Here is an 18,206-nt window from a genome sequence, read left to right on the forward strand (position 1 = left end):
AACTAAAAGTTCATAATATATATTTTTTATATATAAGAAATTATTGTTTTACTTACAAAGAATAATTGAATCAACTAAATTTCATTTTTTCTATCAATATGCAAAAGAAAAACCCCATAAATAATATATTGTAATTTCATTAAATAAAAAATAAGAATATATAACTAGATTTATTTTAAAATAACAATATATTTTTCCTTTAAGACATTACAAAAAAACATAAAAAAACTACTTAGTAAAAATAAAAAATAATACTAGTAGGCTAATAACCAATAATTTTGTGTGTCTTAAATTTATTATAACACCGCAACTTTGAAAATCAATAAAATTAGCACCCTTATTATGGTGCTAATTTAATAATATTTTTATAATATTTTATTATCTTGATTTTTTGTTCATAGTAAAGCTAATGAAATAATAGCAGCAGCAATACAACCATAAAAGTAATAAAATACATAATCTCAGTTTTCATTACCAATACCAGCAATTACTACTTTTGAAAAAAGAGCATCACCAAGAAAATAACCAGATAATCCTGTAAATCCTGAAGCAGTAGCAGCTGCTTTCTTATTTGTTAGTTCAATAGCAGTAGCACCAATCATTGCTTGTGGCATATAAACACCAAAACCAGCAATCATTAAAGCAGTAATAAGCATAGGCATATTACCACGAGGAGCAACTTGCAATAAAACCAGTCCACAAAGTGCAATTAATAATCCAAATATCATTAATGGTGCTTTACGATTATTAAAAAATCACTTAGCAAAATATGCTGCAGAAATACCACCAAATAAACCAGATAATTCAAAAGAGGCAGCAAATCATTTACTATGTTTTAAATCTAAACCATGAACATCTTTCATTAAAATTAATGTTCATCCTGCCAGTCCTTGTCGTACAACATATACTCAAATATTAGCAAATGCTAATATTCATAAAAATTTATTTTTTAAAATATACTTTACAAAAATTTCTTTTCAATTAAGTTCTGCTTTTTCTTCTTTATGTTCTAGAACACCTTTTCATTTTTCAACAGTAGGTAACCCTTCTGCTTCGGGGCGATCACGTAATCCTCATAAACATAATGGAATCATAGCTAAAGCAAAAATACTAGGAATTCAAAAATATAAACCATAAATTGTTCCACCCGGATCAAGTACTGTTACTAAAGAAATAACAACAACTGGTAATAAAGCAGCACCAATATTTTGTCCTGAGTTTCAAATTCCAATACGTCCTGAACGTTCTTTATCATTAAATCAATGAGAAAATAGTCTAGCTGTAGCTGGTCAACCCATACCTTGGAAAACAGCCAACATCGCAATCAAACTCAACATCATTACAAATGGGCCAACACTAATTTTAGTTCCAGCAAAAGCAACTACACCACCCATAATAATATTTAAAATAGAAGAAACAAATAATCCAACAATCATGATTACTCTTCCTGAACTACGGTCAGCGACATTTCCAACAATAAATTTAGCACCACCATAAACAACCGCAAAAATTGTTCCCATTAAAGCATACTCCATTTTAGTTATGCTACCATTGCTTTCTAAAGCAGAACCCGCTACTGTATACGCTTGACGAGTAAAGTAGTAAAGAATATATGATAAAATGCTAAAACCAAAAACTTGATTACGTAAAATAATAAATTTTTTATTAACTTGCTTTAAGTCTTCACTAAAAATTTCTTTTTTTGCAGGTGGCTTAAAAACACATGCAAGTCTATTAAAAACAGACATTTTTTACTCTCCTTCTAAAAGGATGCATAAATTATAGTAACCCAAATAACCTGCTCTTAAAAACTTAATATAAACATACTTTAACACATAGGTTTTTACAATTTTTGTTTTTGTGGAAAAATAAATAATATTAAAAATTAAAAAATAACTCTCTACCAAACTATTTTTTTGAAATACCATAAATAAATATTAACTCTACACCTTTTAAAATTCATTTACATCTATTTATTAAACAGTTTTATAAAATATACTAATAATTTATTTATCCCCTTCTCAAATTGTTTAGTCCTAACCTATATATTTCAGATTATAACAGATATATTCTAAAATTGAAAAGATATTTCTTTAATTTTAAACAAAATAATTTACAATTTTCTTATAAATTTATTCTAAAAAAATTATAAATATTTATATAGTAATAACTAAAATTAAAAAAAATATTTTATCGTTTAATGTTTTAAAAATTAAAACTAATGATAAAATTAAACCATAAAATAAATTAAAAGAAAAGGTAGTTAACACATGCATAATGAAAGCAAAATACAACATATTAATTCTATAAAAGAAGTTGAGCAACTTTTACAATCAAAAAAAATAACAGTAATTGATTTTTCAGCAGAATGATGTGGTCCTTGTAAAATGTTAGGGCCAAGATTTGAAAATGTTGCTAATGACGAAAAACACAAAAATATTAATTTTATTAAAGTTGATGTTGACAAAGCTAAAGAACTAGCAAAAGAGTATGAAATCCAATCAATTCCAACATTAATTTATTTTAATAAAGAAGGAAAAGAAGTTAAAAAAACTTTTGGTTTAGTTTCTGAAAAAGATATGACTAATATTATCGAAGAAATGGGAAAATAAGGTATTTATAATGGCTATTAAATTAATTGTTCTTGATCTAGATGGAACTTTACTAAAAAGTAGATGAAAAATTCATCCTAAAAATCTAATTGCAATTCAAAAAGCATATCAAAAAAATATTAAAGTTATTATTGCAACAGGAAGAGCACCAAGTTCAACCATTGATATTGCAAAAGCATGTTTAATGCACGAAAAAACCGGTCATATTATTTGTTATAATGGTGGTAACATCCTTGATATTACTAATGATAATAGATTAGATATATTATATGAAAAATCATTAACAAAAGAGCAAATACAAACAATAGTTAAATTTGCTAATAAAAATAATTTAGCAATGTGAGGATATAGTACCGATAATAAAACAGGCTTAATTAATCGCAGATCACTAAAAGTTAAAATTATGGAAAATTTTAATAACCTACCAACTAAACAAATTGATGAGAATACCGATGAGGGTATGTATAAAATTTTATTATTTTGTAAAAAGAAAAAACAAGTTAATCCAATTTTAGAACAATTAAATACTATAAAAGATTTAGAACTTGCTACTTCTTCTCATAGTGTTATCGAAATTAATCCAATTGGTATTAATAAAGCTGCTGCTGTACAATTTTTATGCAAAAAATGAAATATTACTCCTGACCAAGTACTAGCTTGTGGTGATGGTATGAATGATTATAAATTAATAAAGTGGGCTAAATATGGTATTGCAATGCAAAATGCTCATCCTAATTTAAAAGAAATAGCATATGATGTTACTAGTAAAAATACTTGTGGTGGTGTTGCAAAAGCTATCGATAAATATGTATTTCCTAAATCAGAGTTTGAATAAATAATAGTTTAATTTTCTAATATAGTTTATTATCAAATATAACTTTAAAAATGCTGGTAATTGTCCAGCATTTTTAATTAAATATCCTTTATACTTAACTAAATATTTTTATTTTTAATTTTTCTTAATTAAACTTATTTATTTAACTGTTAAACACATCAATTATTTCATTGTAGAAATAAAAGACACATCGTTTATATTTATATTAGAAGTTAAAGTTTTAGTTCCTCCACTAGCACTTTCTTCTATTTGTATATCTAAGTAAACATTATGATCATCATGTCAAATATTAATTCAAATAGCTAAAGTTGCCCAATATAAAAATACACTATCATGACTATAAACTTTAAATTGAATAGTTATAGTTTCCGTAATATTTTTTGTTGCAACACTCATATTACTTTTTTTATCTGTCCCTCCTGGTGTTACTGCAGAAATAAAAGAATTATTATCAAAAGTAATAGTAGAAAAAATATTAGTAAAATTAGTTCAATTATTAGCATACTTCGTTCAATCATTAAATATAATTTTAGTATCACTTGTATATCCATTATTAGAAGAAGTACCGTTATAACTATCACTATATTTATAATTTAAATTTTTAGTAACTGGATCAGCATTTCATTTGTTATAATAAATTTCAATTAAATTATTATCTTTATCAAAAATATAGTTTAATGAATAGTTTTTGTCGATAATATTAAATGGTAGATTATAAATAAAATTATAAATATCTTTATTATCAATAATTAAATCAATAATTTTAGTAACTAATTCATTATTAATTTGTTCTTTTAAACTACTTTGACTAATAAAATAATTAGCTAATTGTTGAGCAATCGTTCTATCAATTTTATTAGATAATGTTGCTTTAGCAATATAATATAGACCCAATGTTTCACTTAAATTATCACTATGTTCAACTTTATCAGCACCTGCTTGTTGTGAAATATCAATGTGTTTTTCAATTCCACCTTGCTGAATTAACTTTCAATCTTGATTATCACCACTAAAATAAGAAGTACTATATTTACTTTTACTATATGGATTATATGTATCTTTAATAGTAGTTACTTTTTTAGTATTATTCATTTCTTGTTTAGTATTTTCAATATCTGATTTATCTTTATCAGGAACAATGACTTTGGTATTATAAACTAGATTACCTGTTGTATCTACTAAAAAAGTATTTTGAGCATTGGCAAAAGTATAATTTTTTAATGCTGAAGTATCATAACTGTAAAACTTATAATCAGTTATTGATTGGTTAGTAATTCAATCACTAGTATCTAAAACATTTCATTGATTATTAAATAATGAATTTGTAGAATTCTTTATTGATGATTTATTTGTTAAGCTACTGTTATTAACAATATTATCATTAATACTATTAATAACAGTATTACTTGTTAAAGTTAATGTTGTTAATGTACTTAATGTCATTAGTAATTGTTTCATTCATATACCTACCTTTTAAATAATACAATTTTAATAATTAGATATCTTTTTATATATACTCATTAAAATTATAACGATATTGAACTTATATCGTTATTTATAATATAACACAAATTTTTCTTATTTTTTTTAATAAAATCTCATTTAAAAATGTCTAAAAATTAACCTAATATTTGGAATTAAGTTAATAATCAAAAAATATATTATAATTAAACTATACACAGATAGAACTTTTGTTCTTAATGATGTTTAGAGAGAGGTGAAAGTAATGGAATTTGATTTTGATGTTATTACTATTGGTGCTGGTGTTATTGGTGCTGCTATTAGTGATGAATTATCAAAAAGAAACTTAAAAGTAGTTATTTTAGAAAAAAATTTAAGAATTGCCCAAGAAACATCAGAAGGAAATTCTGGAGTCATTCATGGTGGATTTGATCCAACACCAAGAAAACTAAATGCTAAATTAAATCTAGAGGGCAGAAAATTATATGAAAATGATTGATTTAAAAATTTAGATTTTCCATGAAAAAAAATTGATTCTTTAATACTTGCTTTTAGCAAAGAAGAAAACTCAGAAATACAAAAATTATATGCACGCGGTATTACTAATGGTCTTGCTAAAAAAGAATTATCAATATTAACAAGAGAAGAAGTAATTTCATTAGAACCTAATGTTAATCCAAAAGTTACTAGTGCACTACTTTGTTCTGCTTCATATGCTGTTGATCCAGTATTATTAACACAATCTTTAATTAATCGCATGATTAAAAATAAAGGACAACTAAAAGTTGATCATCAAGTAATTAATATTGAAACATTAAATTCAGGTTTTCGAGTTACTTGTTTAAATAATCAAAAAAAAGTAACTTTTACTTCAAAATATATTATTAATGCTGCTGGTCATTATGCTGATGATATTGCAAAGTTAATAAATTGTCAAGATTTCACTTTAAAAACTAGAAGAGGACAGTATTGTATTCTTGAAAAAACCGAAAATCATATTATAAATAATCACATTCTATTTATGATACCTACTATTCATGGTAAAGGAGTAATAGTTGCCCCAATGCTTGATGGTCATATCTTGGTGGGTCCTACTTCTCATGAAAATGTACCGAAAAGTGATACTAGATTAATTACAATTGAAGATATTGAACTTATTAATAAAATTGGTCTAAAAATTATTCCAACTTTAAATATTAATAAAACTTGTAAAGTAATTAGTGGTTCACGAGCAATTTGTGTTGAAACTGATGATTTTTTCATAAAATTTGCTAGTAATAATCCTAACTTTATTAATGTTGCTGGTATTAAATCACCAGGTCTAAGTTCAGCACCAGCAATTGCTTTACTAGTAGCAAATATGATAAAAAATATTTAATTTAAGGAGGAAAATATTATGCCAGAAGTCTCACAAGTAATTATTGGTGAACTATTTGGCACATTTATCCTAATTTTACTAGGAAATTGTGTTGTTGCCAACGTTTTATTAAAAAAAACAAAGGGAGAAAATAGTGGTTGGCTTGTTATTTGTACTGGATGAGGATTTGCTGTTGCTATTGCTGCAATGTTAAGTGGAATTTCAGGAGCACATTTAAATCCAGCTGTTACTATTGGATTATGAGTTGCTAATAAAAAAACAGCTTTTATTGGGGAAAACTTCCTTTATATTCCATTTTATATTTTATTTCAATTTTTAGGTGCAATGTTAGGACAATTAGTTGTTTACTTAGCATATTTTAAACAATATAACATTACTGAAGATAATAATAAAATTTTAGCAACTTTTGCAACAGCCCCAGCCGAACGTAGTTATATTTGAAATACTATAACAGAAATTATTGGAACATTTATGCTAGTTATGATTGTTTGTGCTACTATTGGTATTAAAAATTTAGTTATTAACTATAAAATATTTAATAGTGGTTCTGCATTTATTACTGGACCTGCGACTGTTGGTATTGGTGTTATGGTTATTGGACTTGCTATTGGTGGACCAACAGGTTTTGCTATTAATCCAGCTCGAGATTTAGGACCAAGAATTATTCATGCTATTTTACCAATAGCAAATAAAGGAAGTTCTGATTGAAAATATGCTCCAGTGCCTGTTATTGGACCAATTTTAGGAGCAATTATTGCTGGTGGTTTAATTCAAGTAATTGAAATACTTTAATAAAAGTACAGAAAGGATAAATAATATGTCAGAAGAAAAAAAATATATTATGGCATTAGATGAAGGTACATCTAGTTGTCGTACTTTAATTATTGATAAAGAAGGAAAAATTACTGGTATCCATCAAATTGATATACCTCAGCACTACCCCCCTCAATCAGGTTGAGTTGAACATGATGCACTTGGAATTTGAAATAATCAATTAACAACAATGCAACAAGCTTTAAATAAAAGTAATATTAAATCTAATCAAATTGAAGCAATTGGTATTACTAATCAACGTGAAACAACAGTAGTATGAAATCGTGATACAGGTTTACCAATTTATAACGCTATTGTTTGACAAGATCGCAGAACAGCAGATTACTGTGAAGAGTTAACAAAAAAAGGATGAAAAGAAAAAATTCATAAAAAAACCGGCTTACTAATTGATTCTTATTTTTCTGCTACTAAAATAAAATGAATTTTAGATAATGTTAAAAATGCACGTGAATTAGCAAAAAAAGGAAAACTAGCTTTTGGTACTATTGATAGTTGATTAATTTATAAAATGACAAATGGTATTGAAAATAATGTTGAAAAAACTAAACATGTTATTGATATTACAAATGCTTCACGAACAATGTTATTCAACATTAATACTAAAAAATGAGATGAAGAATTACTAGAATTATTTGATATTCCTAAAAATATGCTACCAGAAGTAGTTCCCAGTTCAGGTAAAATTGGAACTACTTATAAAGGAATGTTATTCCAAAATGATGAGCAAGAAATTCCTATTACTGCTGCAATTGGTGATCAACAAGCTGCATTATTTGGTCAATTATGTTTAACACCTGGTGAAATCAAAAATACTTATGGTACTGGTTGTTTTATTTTAATGAACATTGGAAATACTCCTCTTTTTTCAAAACAAGGTTTACTAACCACTATTGCTTATCAAATATCAGGCGAAGAACCAGTTTTTGCTTTAGAAGGTTCAGTTTTTATTGCAGGAGCTGCTGTTCAGTTTTTACGTGATCAATTACGAATGTTATATCGTTCCGATGAAAGTCTATGATATTCACAAATTGTTGATCCTAAAGAAGAACAGCGTATTTATGTAGTACCTGCTTTTGTTGGTTTGGGTGCCCCTTATTGAGATTCAACAGCACGTGGTGCTATATTTGGTTTAGAACGTGGTACGAAACGTGAACATATTGTTAAAGGTACCATTGAATCATTAGCTTATCAGTCACAAGATGTTATTCTGGCAATGCAAGCAGATGTTAAATTAAATAAAGATTTAAAAGATTTAAAAATTAAGATTAAAGTTGATGGTGGAGCAAGTAATAATTCATATATTATGCAATTCCAAAGTGACATTAGTCGTACTAATTTAATTAAACCTAAAAATACTGAGACTACAGCAATGGGTACTGCTTACTTAGCAGGACTTGCAATTGGATTTTGAAATATTAATGATATTAAAAAAATAAATAAAATTGAAAAAGAATATAAACCAATTATGACAGAAAAAAAAGCAGAAACTTTTTATAAGGGTTGACAAGAAGCAGTTAAAAGAACACGTGGTTGAACTACTTCTATTAAATAAAAATAACTGAATTGACAGTATAAAAGGAAATGTTTAGTAATCTGTGTAACTTACAAAAATAACTATGTTTAATTAATTCTAGTAAATATAATTAAATGACTAGAAAGAGTGAGTTACAGATGGCTAAAAAAGATAACTTTAATAATAATGATCCAATATCAAAAGCAGTAGATTTATTACTAGAAAATACTGAAGATTTAACAACAGTTTTTAAACCTAGCGGTTTATATAAAGAATTAACAAAAAGATTAGTTGAAAAAATGTTGAATTCTGAAATGCAAAATTATTTAGGATATGAAAAAAATCAACATAGTACTACTGAAAATGCTCGTAATGGTACAAGTTCAAAAAAATTAATAACTCAACAAGGTAAAATTGAAATTGATGTACCAAGAGATCGCAATAGTAATTTTACTCCTGTAATAGTTCCTAAAAGGCAAAGAAGATTTGATGGTTTTGATCAACAAGTTCTTTCCTTGTATGCAAAAGGAATGACATTATCTGACATTAGAATGCAGTTGCAAGAGTTATATCATGGTGCTGATATTAGTGAAAGTGTTATTAGTCAAATTACTGATGATGTTATTGATGATGTTAAAGCATGACAAAATCGACCATTAGAAAGTATTTATCCTATTGTTTATTTTGATTGTATAGTAGTTAAAGTACGACAAGATAAACGGATTATTAACAAATCAGTTTATATAGCATTAGGAGTTGATTTAGAAGGCAAAAAAGATGTTTTAGGATTATGAATTAGTGAAAATGAAGGTTCTAAGTTTTGATTATCTAATTTCACAGAAATGAAAAATCGTGGCTTAAATGATATTCTTATTGCTTGTAGTGATAATTTAACAGGCATGTCAGAAGCAATACAATCAGTTTATCCTAAAACAGAACATCAATTATGCATTGTTCATCAAATTAGAAATAGTTTAAAATATGTTTCATACAAACATCGAAAATGTCTAGTTGCAGATTTAAAACCAATTTATAGTGCATGTAGTGAAGAACAAGCAATGCAAGCTTTAGAATCGTTTGAAAGTAAATGAAATAAACAATATCCTCAAATTACTAAATCTTGATATAAAAATTGAGATAATTTAATGGTTTTTATTAGTTATCCAGTAGAAATCAAAAGAGTGATTTATACTACAAATGCTATTGAATCTGTTAATAGTCAATTACGAAAAATCATCAGAAATAAAAAAGTTTTTCCTAATGATATGGCAGTTTTCAAAATATTTTACTTGGCAATTGAAAATATAACAAAAAAATGAACATTGCCTATTCAAAATTGAAATACAGCAATTGCTCATTTTATGATAAAATTTGAAGACAGAATTAATCTAAATTAGTAACTTTGTAAAACAAAGATACACAGATTATTAAAAAGCCTCTTTGCTGTTTTTATTTCCTCTTGTAATTTTTTATTTGTAATAATATCATTGTTTAAAATTTTTCAGTATTTCAATAAGATTATTTAAGTTTTGAAATTTATTGGCTTCTTTAGCAATAGTGTATTTTTGTTTTTCACAGATTTTAATACTGGTATCTATTCAATTTTGTAATTTTTTTATTTTTCATTTTTGATTTGAAGTTATTAATGGTGGATTTTGATAATTGTTAATTGCATGATACATGCTTGTGCTAAAAACCATTATTCTTAATCCATTATTACTTAATTCTTGGTGAAAATATTTATTTAAGCTACCTTTATTATTTAAAAGATAATTAATAGCATTATGTGTTCCGCGATCTCAATTTTTTATAATTTGTTAACAATAAAAAATCATTATGTATTGTTTGTCAAGAATAATTATTATGTGCTTGGAGTCCATTACTTGCTACATAACTTCCTACAAAAGGTAAAGATTGGCAAATAATATTTTCCATATTAGGATTTATTAATGTGCTATCTTCAAAATAATAATAAGTTATTTCAAAAGTAAATCCTTGTAGGTATAAAGTTTTTGAACAAAAAAATAATTTTAACGTTTTTTGTTCAATATTTACAGTAATTGAAAAGTAATCATATTGTGCTTTTTGATTTATATAATAAAACTCTGAGTTAGCATTTGAACCATATGTATTTGGCATTTTTAATAAAATAGTTTCTATATATAGTTCTTTAATAATATGATTTAATTTTTTAAAAAATATTATAGGATTATCATTTAAAATTTCTAAAATTGTTATTGTATGAAAAATACTTGAGTAGATTATTTTTTCTTCATCAAATTTTTCTTTTTCTTTTCGATCTTTTTTTTCAAAATTTGATTTTTTTGGCATATTCAATTTTCCTTTCAAAATAAAAACCCATTTACTTTCATAAAAAGTAAATGGGTTAAAAACTAATATTTAGTTATATACAGTATAGAAAATAAAAAAAATTTGTCAACTTTAGAATCTCTTATATTATTTCAAAATAAGTCAAATTTCAAAAAAGTAATAATAAAAACTTTAATAGTGTTAAAAGCATTTTTTATGTTTTTTAGATAATCATTTATTATTATTATTTATAGTTTATTTTAAAAATTAAAATAAATGAATTTTTTTGAAAGGAAAAAAAATGAGAGAAGAAGATTTAAAAGAGATAAATGAAAAAATATTAAATATAAAAGAATTATATAAACGTAATAATGAAATTTTAAATGAAATCATATTTAATAAAAATAACTATTGTGAAGAAAATATAGATATGATAAAAGATTCAATTTTAGAAAAAAATTATAATTTTCAAGAAATAAAAATTCAACTTTTAGATCATCAAAACTTTTTATTAAGTAAAAATATAAATAATGAATTCTTATTTAATAATCTTGAGTTAGAATTATCAATAAATAAATTCTGATATAAATTTTCTATTAAACTTTATAAAAAAGAAAAAGAAATAGTTAAATATTGAAAAGAACAGTATTTTGAATGTTATAAAAAACAATTTTTTATAAAGAAAAACTTAGAAAATGATAATAAAATATCAAATTTTGTTATTAATAAAATTAATAAAGATGTACAAAATATTTCCGTTTCGACTCCTTCATTAAAAGTACATACATTAAAAATGTAAAATATATAAAACGCTATTTTTTAATAAAATCATTTAAAAATCTAGAATTTAATTTTTTTTAAATTATGATATAATCACTTTAAAATAATTATTAATTTTTTACAATATTTAAATGAGGTATATATATGAAAAAACCATTATTATTTATGGGTGCATTATTATTATCAAGTGCAGTCACTGCTAGTACAACGGCATGTAATAATCTAACTATATTTAAAAAAGATTTAAAAAAAGATTTAACACAAACAGATTTAAAAATTGTACTAGAGGAACATCGAGGAACAATACCTACAGATTATGAATTAAAATCACAACTATTTATTTTAAATCATGAACTTCATACTGATAATATTATAATTATTAATAAAACAACTAATTATGCTTTTGTTGTTGGTGATGGTATTTTTTATAATCAAGATAAAATTAAAATTACTTATCAAATCCAAACTATTGATATTAGAACAATAATTGTTGATGGAGCATCCATTGGTAATTTTAGTACTAATGGTCAAAAACCTACTGTGGAAGCCGTTTACAGTCGTATTCAAGAAAAATATTATAATTTAGAAATGGATCGCCTTAAAATTGATGTTATTTCTAATAAAGAAGCAACTATTACAGGTATTACGGGCGCTGATGTTATTCCTCTTTATACTGGTAAGGTAACAGTTACATTTAGTACTAATGATAGTGTTGATTTAAGTACTATTATTAATAAAAAAGATTTAATGGTTAAGACTAATGGTCATGATATACCATCAAATAATGATGTAATGAGAGCATTACGTGATACTTACCAAGAAAAGTTAGATACTTCTTTTATTGCGATAGAAATTACTGCTACTAATAGTGCCACTATTACTAGTACAAATCAAAAAAAATATACCGGTAAAGTAATACTAAATTTAAATCTTGATATTAGAATTGCTCTTAAAGACGTTATTAATAAGGGATTAGATAAAATTGCTATTATAGGAAAAGTAATAACTTTAGAAGATGTTAGTAGTGCATTGAAAAAACAATATTCAAGGTTAAATATGAATGCTATTCAAGTAACGTTGCAAAATAATAGTGCCACTATTAAATCTATTAATCAATATGTATACACTGGTGCTGATGTAGTAATTAATAGTTTACTTATTGATTTAAATAGTGTTTTAAATAATAAATTACCAACTTTGAATATTCCTGGACAAAATACACCAAGTAAAGAGCAATTAATTTTAGCACTTAAAACCGCTAACTATAATCTTGATGTAAGCAAAATTATAGTTGATAAAATTACTGATAATAGTGCAGTTATTAATGGTGATGGTAAATTTTATAGCAATGATAGTATTGTTGTTACTTATGATTGTGATAAAACAGAGCTTTTAAGTGATGTTTTTAAAAATTTAAATTTAGGAACAATTAAAACTAATGGATTATCAAAACCAAATATTGAAGAAATTAAAACTGCGATTAGCAAAAGTAATCCAAATGTAAAGCTAGATGCAATTAAATTTAGTGAAGATGATATTACTAATCAACAAGTAACTATTAGTGGTGATGAAACTATTTATAAAGGAAAGATAGTTGCTGATTTTACTGTTGATAGTAGTAGTATTAATAATGATCAACTAAATTATAATTATAATGAAACTAATAGTGTTGGTTCGTTAAAAAGTACTTGAACCAGCTCTGATATTCCTCTATTATCTAATTGAACAAATTATGCACCAGATTGAGATAGTTTTTCTAATAAGTTTAGTAAATTAAGTTTTGGTGATAATTCGTATTTTAGTCTTTATTGTAATACTTATACTGATCAAAAATTAAAAGGTTCGCAATTAAGTATTAGTACTAATGATATTAGTAATGATAGAAACAAAAATATATTTGAGCTTAGTTACTATTATGATGGTGGATTTTGAGGAGCCTTTCTTGAATTACATGGTTATATTCATATTTGACATGATGAAGAAAATGTTTATGTAAGCATTAATTGAAGCGTTGATACAGTTAAATGTTTCCGTGATCGAGTATGGAATATTAACTTGCAAGGTGTAACCTTTAGTTAGAATTTAACAGATTATATTTATTTAGTTTTACTGTTAATCATATAATTTTGAAATATTAATTTTATTAAAAAGATAAATGAGAGATAATACTCTCATTTTTAATATTTTTTTATATAAATTAAGTAAATAATTAAAAAAGGATATACAAAGTAAGTTAAAAAATTAAAATTAAAAATTATTAATTTATAATTATTATAAACTTAATATAGTTTTTATTTTAAAATAAATGAGTTTAGATTGAAAGGAAAAAAAGATGAATAGAGAGCAAGAAATAAATATATTAAATGTAGAAATAAATTTAATTGAACAAAAAATGGCTATTATTAAAAGTAATTTAGAAACTTGTATCAAAAATATAAGTGATAATCAAAGACAAGTATCTAATTTTTTAGAAGAACTTAAAAGAGAAGATTCAGAACATAAAAAATTATTATCTTCACCATGTTTAGAAAAAAGTGGAAATTGTCAAGAAAATAGAGCAATGAGAGAAAGAATTACATTTCATTGAAGACATATTAAATATATTGAAGGAAAAATTATTAACTTAGAATTTTTAAATAAAAATCAAGAACAAGAAAAAAATAATTTAAAATCCGAAATGAATTTATTAAGGATAGAAAAAGATAAAAAAATTAGAATTTTAGAACAACAAAAAAATAATTTCAATAACATTAAGAGTATTGTTAATCATGAAAAAAAGTATAATGATAGTAATAAACCCAATACAAGTTATAGTAAATTAACATAATTGAAGTAATTATATAAGATTTATATTTAATTTATTTACAAAAAGTTATCATTTCTGATAACTTTTTGTATGTTTATTTATATTATTGAAGAATTTTATTTAAGTAAGGCTATTGAAAGTTGATTTTTAAAATTTTGAAAGTAATGAAAATCGAATTTAATTTATTCTGTAGGAGCTATTCCACAATCAATTCTATGGATACTTACATTACCAAAATGAATTTCTAAAAAAACTTTTGAGTTTGGAAAATTTCCTGTTACTGGTGTTCAATTATTAATATCACTAAAAAATTGTGTAGAAATTTTTGTATTTAGTAATTTAACTAATTCATCAAATTGCTTTTGTTTATCATCACTTTTAAATTTTAATTTAAAACTAGTAATTGGATTACCTTGTCTAAAACCTTCTTCTGTTGTTAATTTTAAAGTACTTTTATTAAATATAATATTAGTAATAATTATATTATTAATGCCTAATTCATTATTTTTGCTTGTATTGATAGTATAAGAAGTAATAAGTTTTTCATTTTTTTCATCTTTGGTTAAAATATCAATTTGACAAGTACCGTCACTAACCCGAAAGTCATTTTGATTATTTTCTGTAATTTTGCCTGGATTACTATTTCTAACTTTTGCAATTAAATTACTAATTTCATTAACATCATAGTTTGAATAATCCTGATTTTCATTACCAGATGTATATCCTAATTCTTGTAAAAATGCAGCAGCATGCTCATTTCTTGCTTTATATTTTTTTGAAGTAGAACCTGTAATTAATAATTTATTTTTAAAGAAATTATCAGGTATAATTAATGAATCATCGGCAATAATTAAATATTTTTCGTTATTACTATCATAACTCAATTTTTGTTGGATTAAACTTATTGAGTTATCTGAATTATATCATCCTAATAATTTTGCATATCTAGAATTTAAATCAGGCACTTTTATTGAATCATACTCACAAGCAACAATTGAACTTATGCTAATAGAAGTTAAAGTAATTACACTCATTATTTTAATGTTATTTTTATACTTCTCATATTTGTACCCCCATAAATAGTATTAATTATTTTTAATGATTTATAATTATCATTAAAATAATATTCAAGTATATAGGGGCTTTGCCCCTAGTTGCTTCGCAACTCACCCCAGTGGCGTAAACGCCACGGCCAACCAACCAAGGTTCTGGTTGGCTTCGACCAATAATATAGGTTTACTCTATTTTAACATCTTTCTTATTTTTCTTAGAATATTTATTTCTATAATAACAAGTACGACATACAGTATTTTGAGTTTCTTTCTTTTCAGTTTGTAATATATTATCCAACTTATCTAATCCTACTGCTCTAATATCATCAACAGTAAAATCTAATGCTTGTGATTGTTCATAGTATTTAACAGTACTTAATTCACTCTTTAAAGAATGAATATAATTTAAAGCACGACTATTATATCTTTGTAAATAAGACCTAGGAAATCATAAACTAAAAGTCATAGTTTCACCACTATAACTAGGTGGTAATCCACCACGTTTAATTATTCGCTTTGTTTGTCTTTTATATAATACAACTTTATTATAATCATCAACATTAGTATAAATATTTAGTTTAAACTTATGGAATGGCAACCCTTTTTAGGACTATTTTTTGGTAGACATTTGTTTTTGATAACTAATTGGAGTTAGGTAGTTTAGAGTACTGTGAATTCTTATGTTGTTATATCAATTGATGTAATCAAATAATTCTAATTTTAATTGGATTAATGATGTAAAATTTTTATCATTAATAAATTCAATTTTGAAAGTTTTAAAAGTTGCTTCAGCAACAGCATTGTCATAAGGACATCCTTTTTTGCTTAAAGATCGAGTTATGTTGAAAGCTAATAAAAGTTTATCAATAGTTTTATTATTGAATTCATTACCGCGATCAGTATGAAATATTTCAATATCTTTTAAACAGTGATTTGATTGCATAAATGCTTGATATACTAATGATGCATCTTTTTTAACTCCAACACTATGTCCAATAATTTCGCGGTTAAATAGGTCGATTAATAGGCAAATATAGTTTCATTTACCATTAACTTGAACATAAGTTAAATCACTAACAATAACTTCATTTTTAATTCTATTATTAAAGTTTCTATTAACAAGATTGGTTATTTGACTATCATTGACTTTATTATGATAATTTTTGAATGATAATTTAGTGTATTTTGATATTAAATTATGCTTATTCATAATTTCTTTAATTTTTCTGCGTGATAAATAAATTTCTTGGTTTGCTAGTATGACTTTTAATCTTCTAGTACCATAAACTTCTTTATTTTCTTTAAAAGCACTAATAACAGCTTGTTCATAAATATTATTTTGAATTTTATTTTTTTTCTTTAAATTAAAATAATATGTTGATTTAGAGAGTTTTAAAAAATGACACATTGTGCGAATTTTATATTTAGATTTATTATTTGCAATAATCTCTACTTTCTGCCTATTATTAGTGCTGCTTGCTTTAAAATATCAATTTCCATTCGTAACTGTTTTAATTCTTTATTTGCTTGAATTAATTGTTTTTCTAAATCTGAAAGATTATCTTTAGTTTTAAAACTACCTGAATTAGTAAATTGCTTAATTCAATTGTAAGTAGCTGCTCTTGTAACATTGTATTCTTTAACAAGGCAAGATACTGATTTGCCACTTTGATATAAAGCTACTATTTGTTTTTTAAATTCATCTGAATATGAGTTAATAGTGACCATAATTATAATTCCTTTCTTTTAACTAATTTGTTCACTTGTCTATGTAATTAGTGTCCAATAAAGTGTAACCCATCCAAAAACAAATTTGCAAACATTTCATCAAATCATTAAACAACAAATAATAAATGATATTTTAAATAAGTCAGAAATTGCTATAAAAGCAAGACATGGCGGCTTAACAATAAGATTTGAAAAAAATAAAAAAAATATAAATAATACTGAATTTACTAGTTCTTTTAATTCAAGTCAAATATCACAAATTAAAATAATTGAAAATGGATCACAAAAGTATAGATATAATTCTGTAACAATTTTAGATCTTGATAAACAAATAGCAAAGAAAATAATAATTGAAGAAGCAAGAGCACATAGAATATTAAATTTACAAAAAGAAAATAATGATGAAACTTTAAAAATTGAATTTGAATTAAAAAAAGCAAAGGAAAATTTAGAAAAAATTAAAAATGCAATAGTTAGTGGTTAATTATTTGGTAAAAAAACGTTAAAAAAAGAAAAAGAGAATTAGCCAAATATGAACATGAAATTAAAGAAAAAACAACTCGGTTAAGGAAATTAAAACAAAGAAAAGAACAATTAAATGAATATCAAAAGATAAATAGTAATATCCAAAATGAATTAAAAAATGATATTAAACAATTTTTAAATAATGACGAAAAGAACAAAACCAAAATATTAACAAAAAATAAAAAAAAAATAAAAAAACTAAAAATTAAACTTAATAAAATTAACATTTTACAAAAAGAATTAAAATATGAAAATAAAATATTAAAATTAGAAAATGAAATTAAACAAGAAAAAATTGAAAATGGTAAAAAAGTTGAACAAATATATGAAGAAATTTTGACAATAAAGGTAATGTTTAGTAATCTGTGTAAC

The 18,206-nt window shown here is 24.2% G+C and carries 17 protein-coding genes; 10 read left to right on the top strand and 7 right to left on the bottom strand.

The window, feature by feature from the left end:
* Positions 1 to 365: 365 nt before the first annotated feature.
* A complete protein-coding gene (locus tag AACK94_RS05400) occupies positions 366 to 1,748 on the bottom strand; it encodes an MFS transporter (protein ID WP_338975426.1) in 1,383 nt (460 codons plus the stop codon).
* A gap of 522 nt (positions 1,749 to 2,270) precedes the next feature.
* Here AACK94_RS05400 and trxA point away from each other — a divergent pair.
* Together trxA and AACK94_RS05410 are read left to right on the top strand one after the other, a co-directional pair.
* Positions 2,271 to 2,612: a thioredoxin gene (gene trxA / locus AACK94_RS05405; RefSeq protein WP_338962978.1), complete on the top strand. Its 342-nt coding sequence runs from the start codon at positions 2,271 to 2,273 to the stop codon at positions 2,610 to 2,612.
* A gap of 10 nt (positions 2,613 to 2,622) precedes the next feature.
* Positions 2,623 to 3,447 (top strand): HAD family hydrolase, encoded by an 825-nt coding sequence (locus AACK94_RS05410; protein WP_338975427.1) that lies wholly within the window; start codon positions 2,623 to 2,625, stop codon positions 3,445 to 3,447.
* Positions 3,448 to 3,609: 162 nt separating this feature from the next.
* Here AACK94_RS05410 and AACK94_RS05415 read toward each other — a convergent pair whose 3' ends face one another.
* Positions 3,610 to 4,905: a hypothetical protein gene (locus AACK94_RS05415; protein ID WP_338975428.1), complete on the bottom strand. Its 1,296-nt coding sequence runs from the start codon at positions 4,903 to 4,905 to the stop codon at positions 3,610 to 3,612.
* Between the two features lie 268 nt (positions 4,906 to 5,173).
* On the opposite strand from AACK94_RS05415, the gene glpO reads away from it, so the two are divergent.
* The 4 genes from glpO (at position 5,174) to AACK94_RS05435 (ending at position 10,030) form a co-directional block, all read left to right on the top strand.
* A complete protein-coding gene (gene glpO / locus AACK94_RS05420; RefSeq protein WP_338975429.1) occupies positions 5,174 to 6,286 on the top strand; it encodes a type 2 glycerol-3-phosphate oxidase in 1,113 nt (370 codons plus the stop codon).
* A gap of 18 nt (positions 6,287 to 6,304) precedes the next feature.
* Complete coding sequence (locus tag AACK94_RS05425) at positions 6,305 to 7,078, top strand: MIP/aquaporin family protein (protein ID WP_338975066.1); 774 nt, start codon at positions 6,305 to 6,307, stop codon at positions 7,076 to 7,078.
* 25 nt (positions 7,079 to 7,103) lie between these two features.
* Complete coding sequence (gene glpK / locus AACK94_RS05430) at positions 7,104 to 8,672, top strand: glycerol kinase GlpK (RefSeq protein WP_338975430.1); 1,569 nt, start codon at positions 7,104 to 7,106, stop codon at positions 8,670 to 8,672.
* Positions 8,673 to 8,791: 119 nt separating this feature from the next.
* The gene (locus tag AACK94_RS05435) at positions 8,792 to 10,030 is read left to right on the top strand and encodes an IS256 family transposase (RefSeq protein WP_338976315.1); all 1,239 of its coding nucleotides are present in this window, start codon (positions 8,792 to 8,794) and stop codon (positions 10,028 to 10,030) included.
* A gap of 72 nt (positions 10,031 to 10,102) precedes the next feature.
* Here the strand turns inward: AACK94_RS05435 and AACK94_RS05440 are convergent, their stop codons facing one another.
* Both AACK94_RS05440 and AACK94_RS05445 read right to left on the bottom strand, forming a co-directional pair.
* Complete coding sequence (locus AACK94_RS05440) at positions 10,103 to 10,333, bottom strand: hypothetical protein (protein ID WP_338975433.1); 231 nt, start codon at positions 10,331 to 10,333, stop codon at positions 10,103 to 10,105.
* Positions 10,334 to 10,415: 82 nt separating this feature from the next.
* Positions 10,416 to 10,964, bottom strand: a complete 549-nt coding sequence (locus tag AACK94_RS05445; RefSeq protein WP_338975434.1) for a hypothetical protein — start codon at positions 10,962 to 10,964, stop codon at positions 10,416 to 10,418.
* 280 nt (positions 10,965 to 11,244) lie between these two features.
* Here AACK94_RS05445 and AACK94_RS05450 point away from each other — a divergent pair, with 280 nt between their 5' ends.
* From AACK94_RS05450 to AACK94_RS05460, 3 genes are all read left to right on the top strand, one after another.
* Positions 11,245 to 11,742: a hypothetical protein gene (locus tag AACK94_RS05450; RefSeq protein WP_281748442.1), complete on the top strand. Its 498-nt coding sequence runs from the start codon at positions 11,245 to 11,247 to the stop codon at positions 11,740 to 11,742.
* Positions 11,743 to 11,867: 125 nt separating this feature from the next.
* Positions 11,868 to 13,802, top strand: a complete 1,935-nt coding sequence (locus tag AACK94_RS05455; protein ID WP_338975435.1) for a hypothetical protein — start codon at positions 11,868 to 11,870, stop codon at positions 13,800 to 13,802.
* A 253-nt stretch (positions 13,803 to 14,055) separates the two neighbouring features.
* The gene (locus tag AACK94_RS05460; RefSeq protein WP_338973740.1) at positions 14,056 to 14,550 is read left to right on the top strand and encodes a hypothetical protein; all 495 of its coding nucleotides are present in this window, start codon (positions 14,056 to 14,058) and stop codon (positions 14,548 to 14,550) included.
* Positions 14,551 to 14,711: 161 nt separating this feature from the next.
* On the opposite strand, the gene AACK94_RS05465 is transcribed toward AACK94_RS05460, so the two are convergent.
* The 3 genes from AACK94_RS05465 to AACK94_RS05475 all read right to left on the bottom strand — a co-directional run bounded on the left by AACK94_RS05465 (position 14,712) and on the right by AACK94_RS05475 (position 17,309).
* Complete coding sequence (locus tag AACK94_RS05465) at positions 14,712 to 15,563, bottom strand: hypothetical protein (RefSeq protein WP_338975436.1); 852 nt, start codon at positions 15,561 to 15,563, stop codon at positions 14,712 to 14,714.
* Positions 15,564 to 15,765: 202 nt separating this feature from the next.
* Positions 15,766 to 16,179: a hypothetical protein gene (locus tag AACK94_RS05470; RefSeq protein WP_338975438.1), complete on the bottom strand. Its 414-nt coding sequence runs from the start codon at positions 16,177 to 16,179 to the stop codon at positions 15,766 to 15,768.
* A gap of 12 nt (positions 16,180 to 16,191) precedes the next feature.
* Positions 16,192 to 17,309 (bottom strand): IS3 family transposase gene (locus AACK94_RS05475; RefSeq protein WP_338975281.1). Its coding sequence is split into 2 segments (ribosomal slippage): positions 16,192 to 17,039 and positions 17,039 to 17,309, totalling 1,119 coding nucleotides; the frame shifts between segments, so codons are not numbered across the junction.
* Between the two features lie 85 nt (positions 17,310 to 17,394).
* Between AACK94_RS05475 and AACK94_RS05480 the strand changes: the two genes are divergently transcribed.
* The gene (locus AACK94_RS05480) at positions 17,395 to 17,793 is read left to right on the top strand and encodes a hypothetical protein (RefSeq protein WP_338975440.1); all 399 of its coding nucleotides are present in this window, start codon (positions 17,395 to 17,397) and stop codon (positions 17,791 to 17,793) included.
* Positions 17,794 to 18,206: the final 413 nt, after the last annotated feature.

This window comes from Spiroplasma endosymbiont of Monopis laevigella (genome assembly GCF_964019975.1).
In the GTDB taxonomy this organism is placed as follows: Bacteria; Bacillota_I; Bacilli_A; order Mycoplasmatales; family VBWQ01; genus Spiroplasma_E; species Spiroplasma_E ixodetis_A.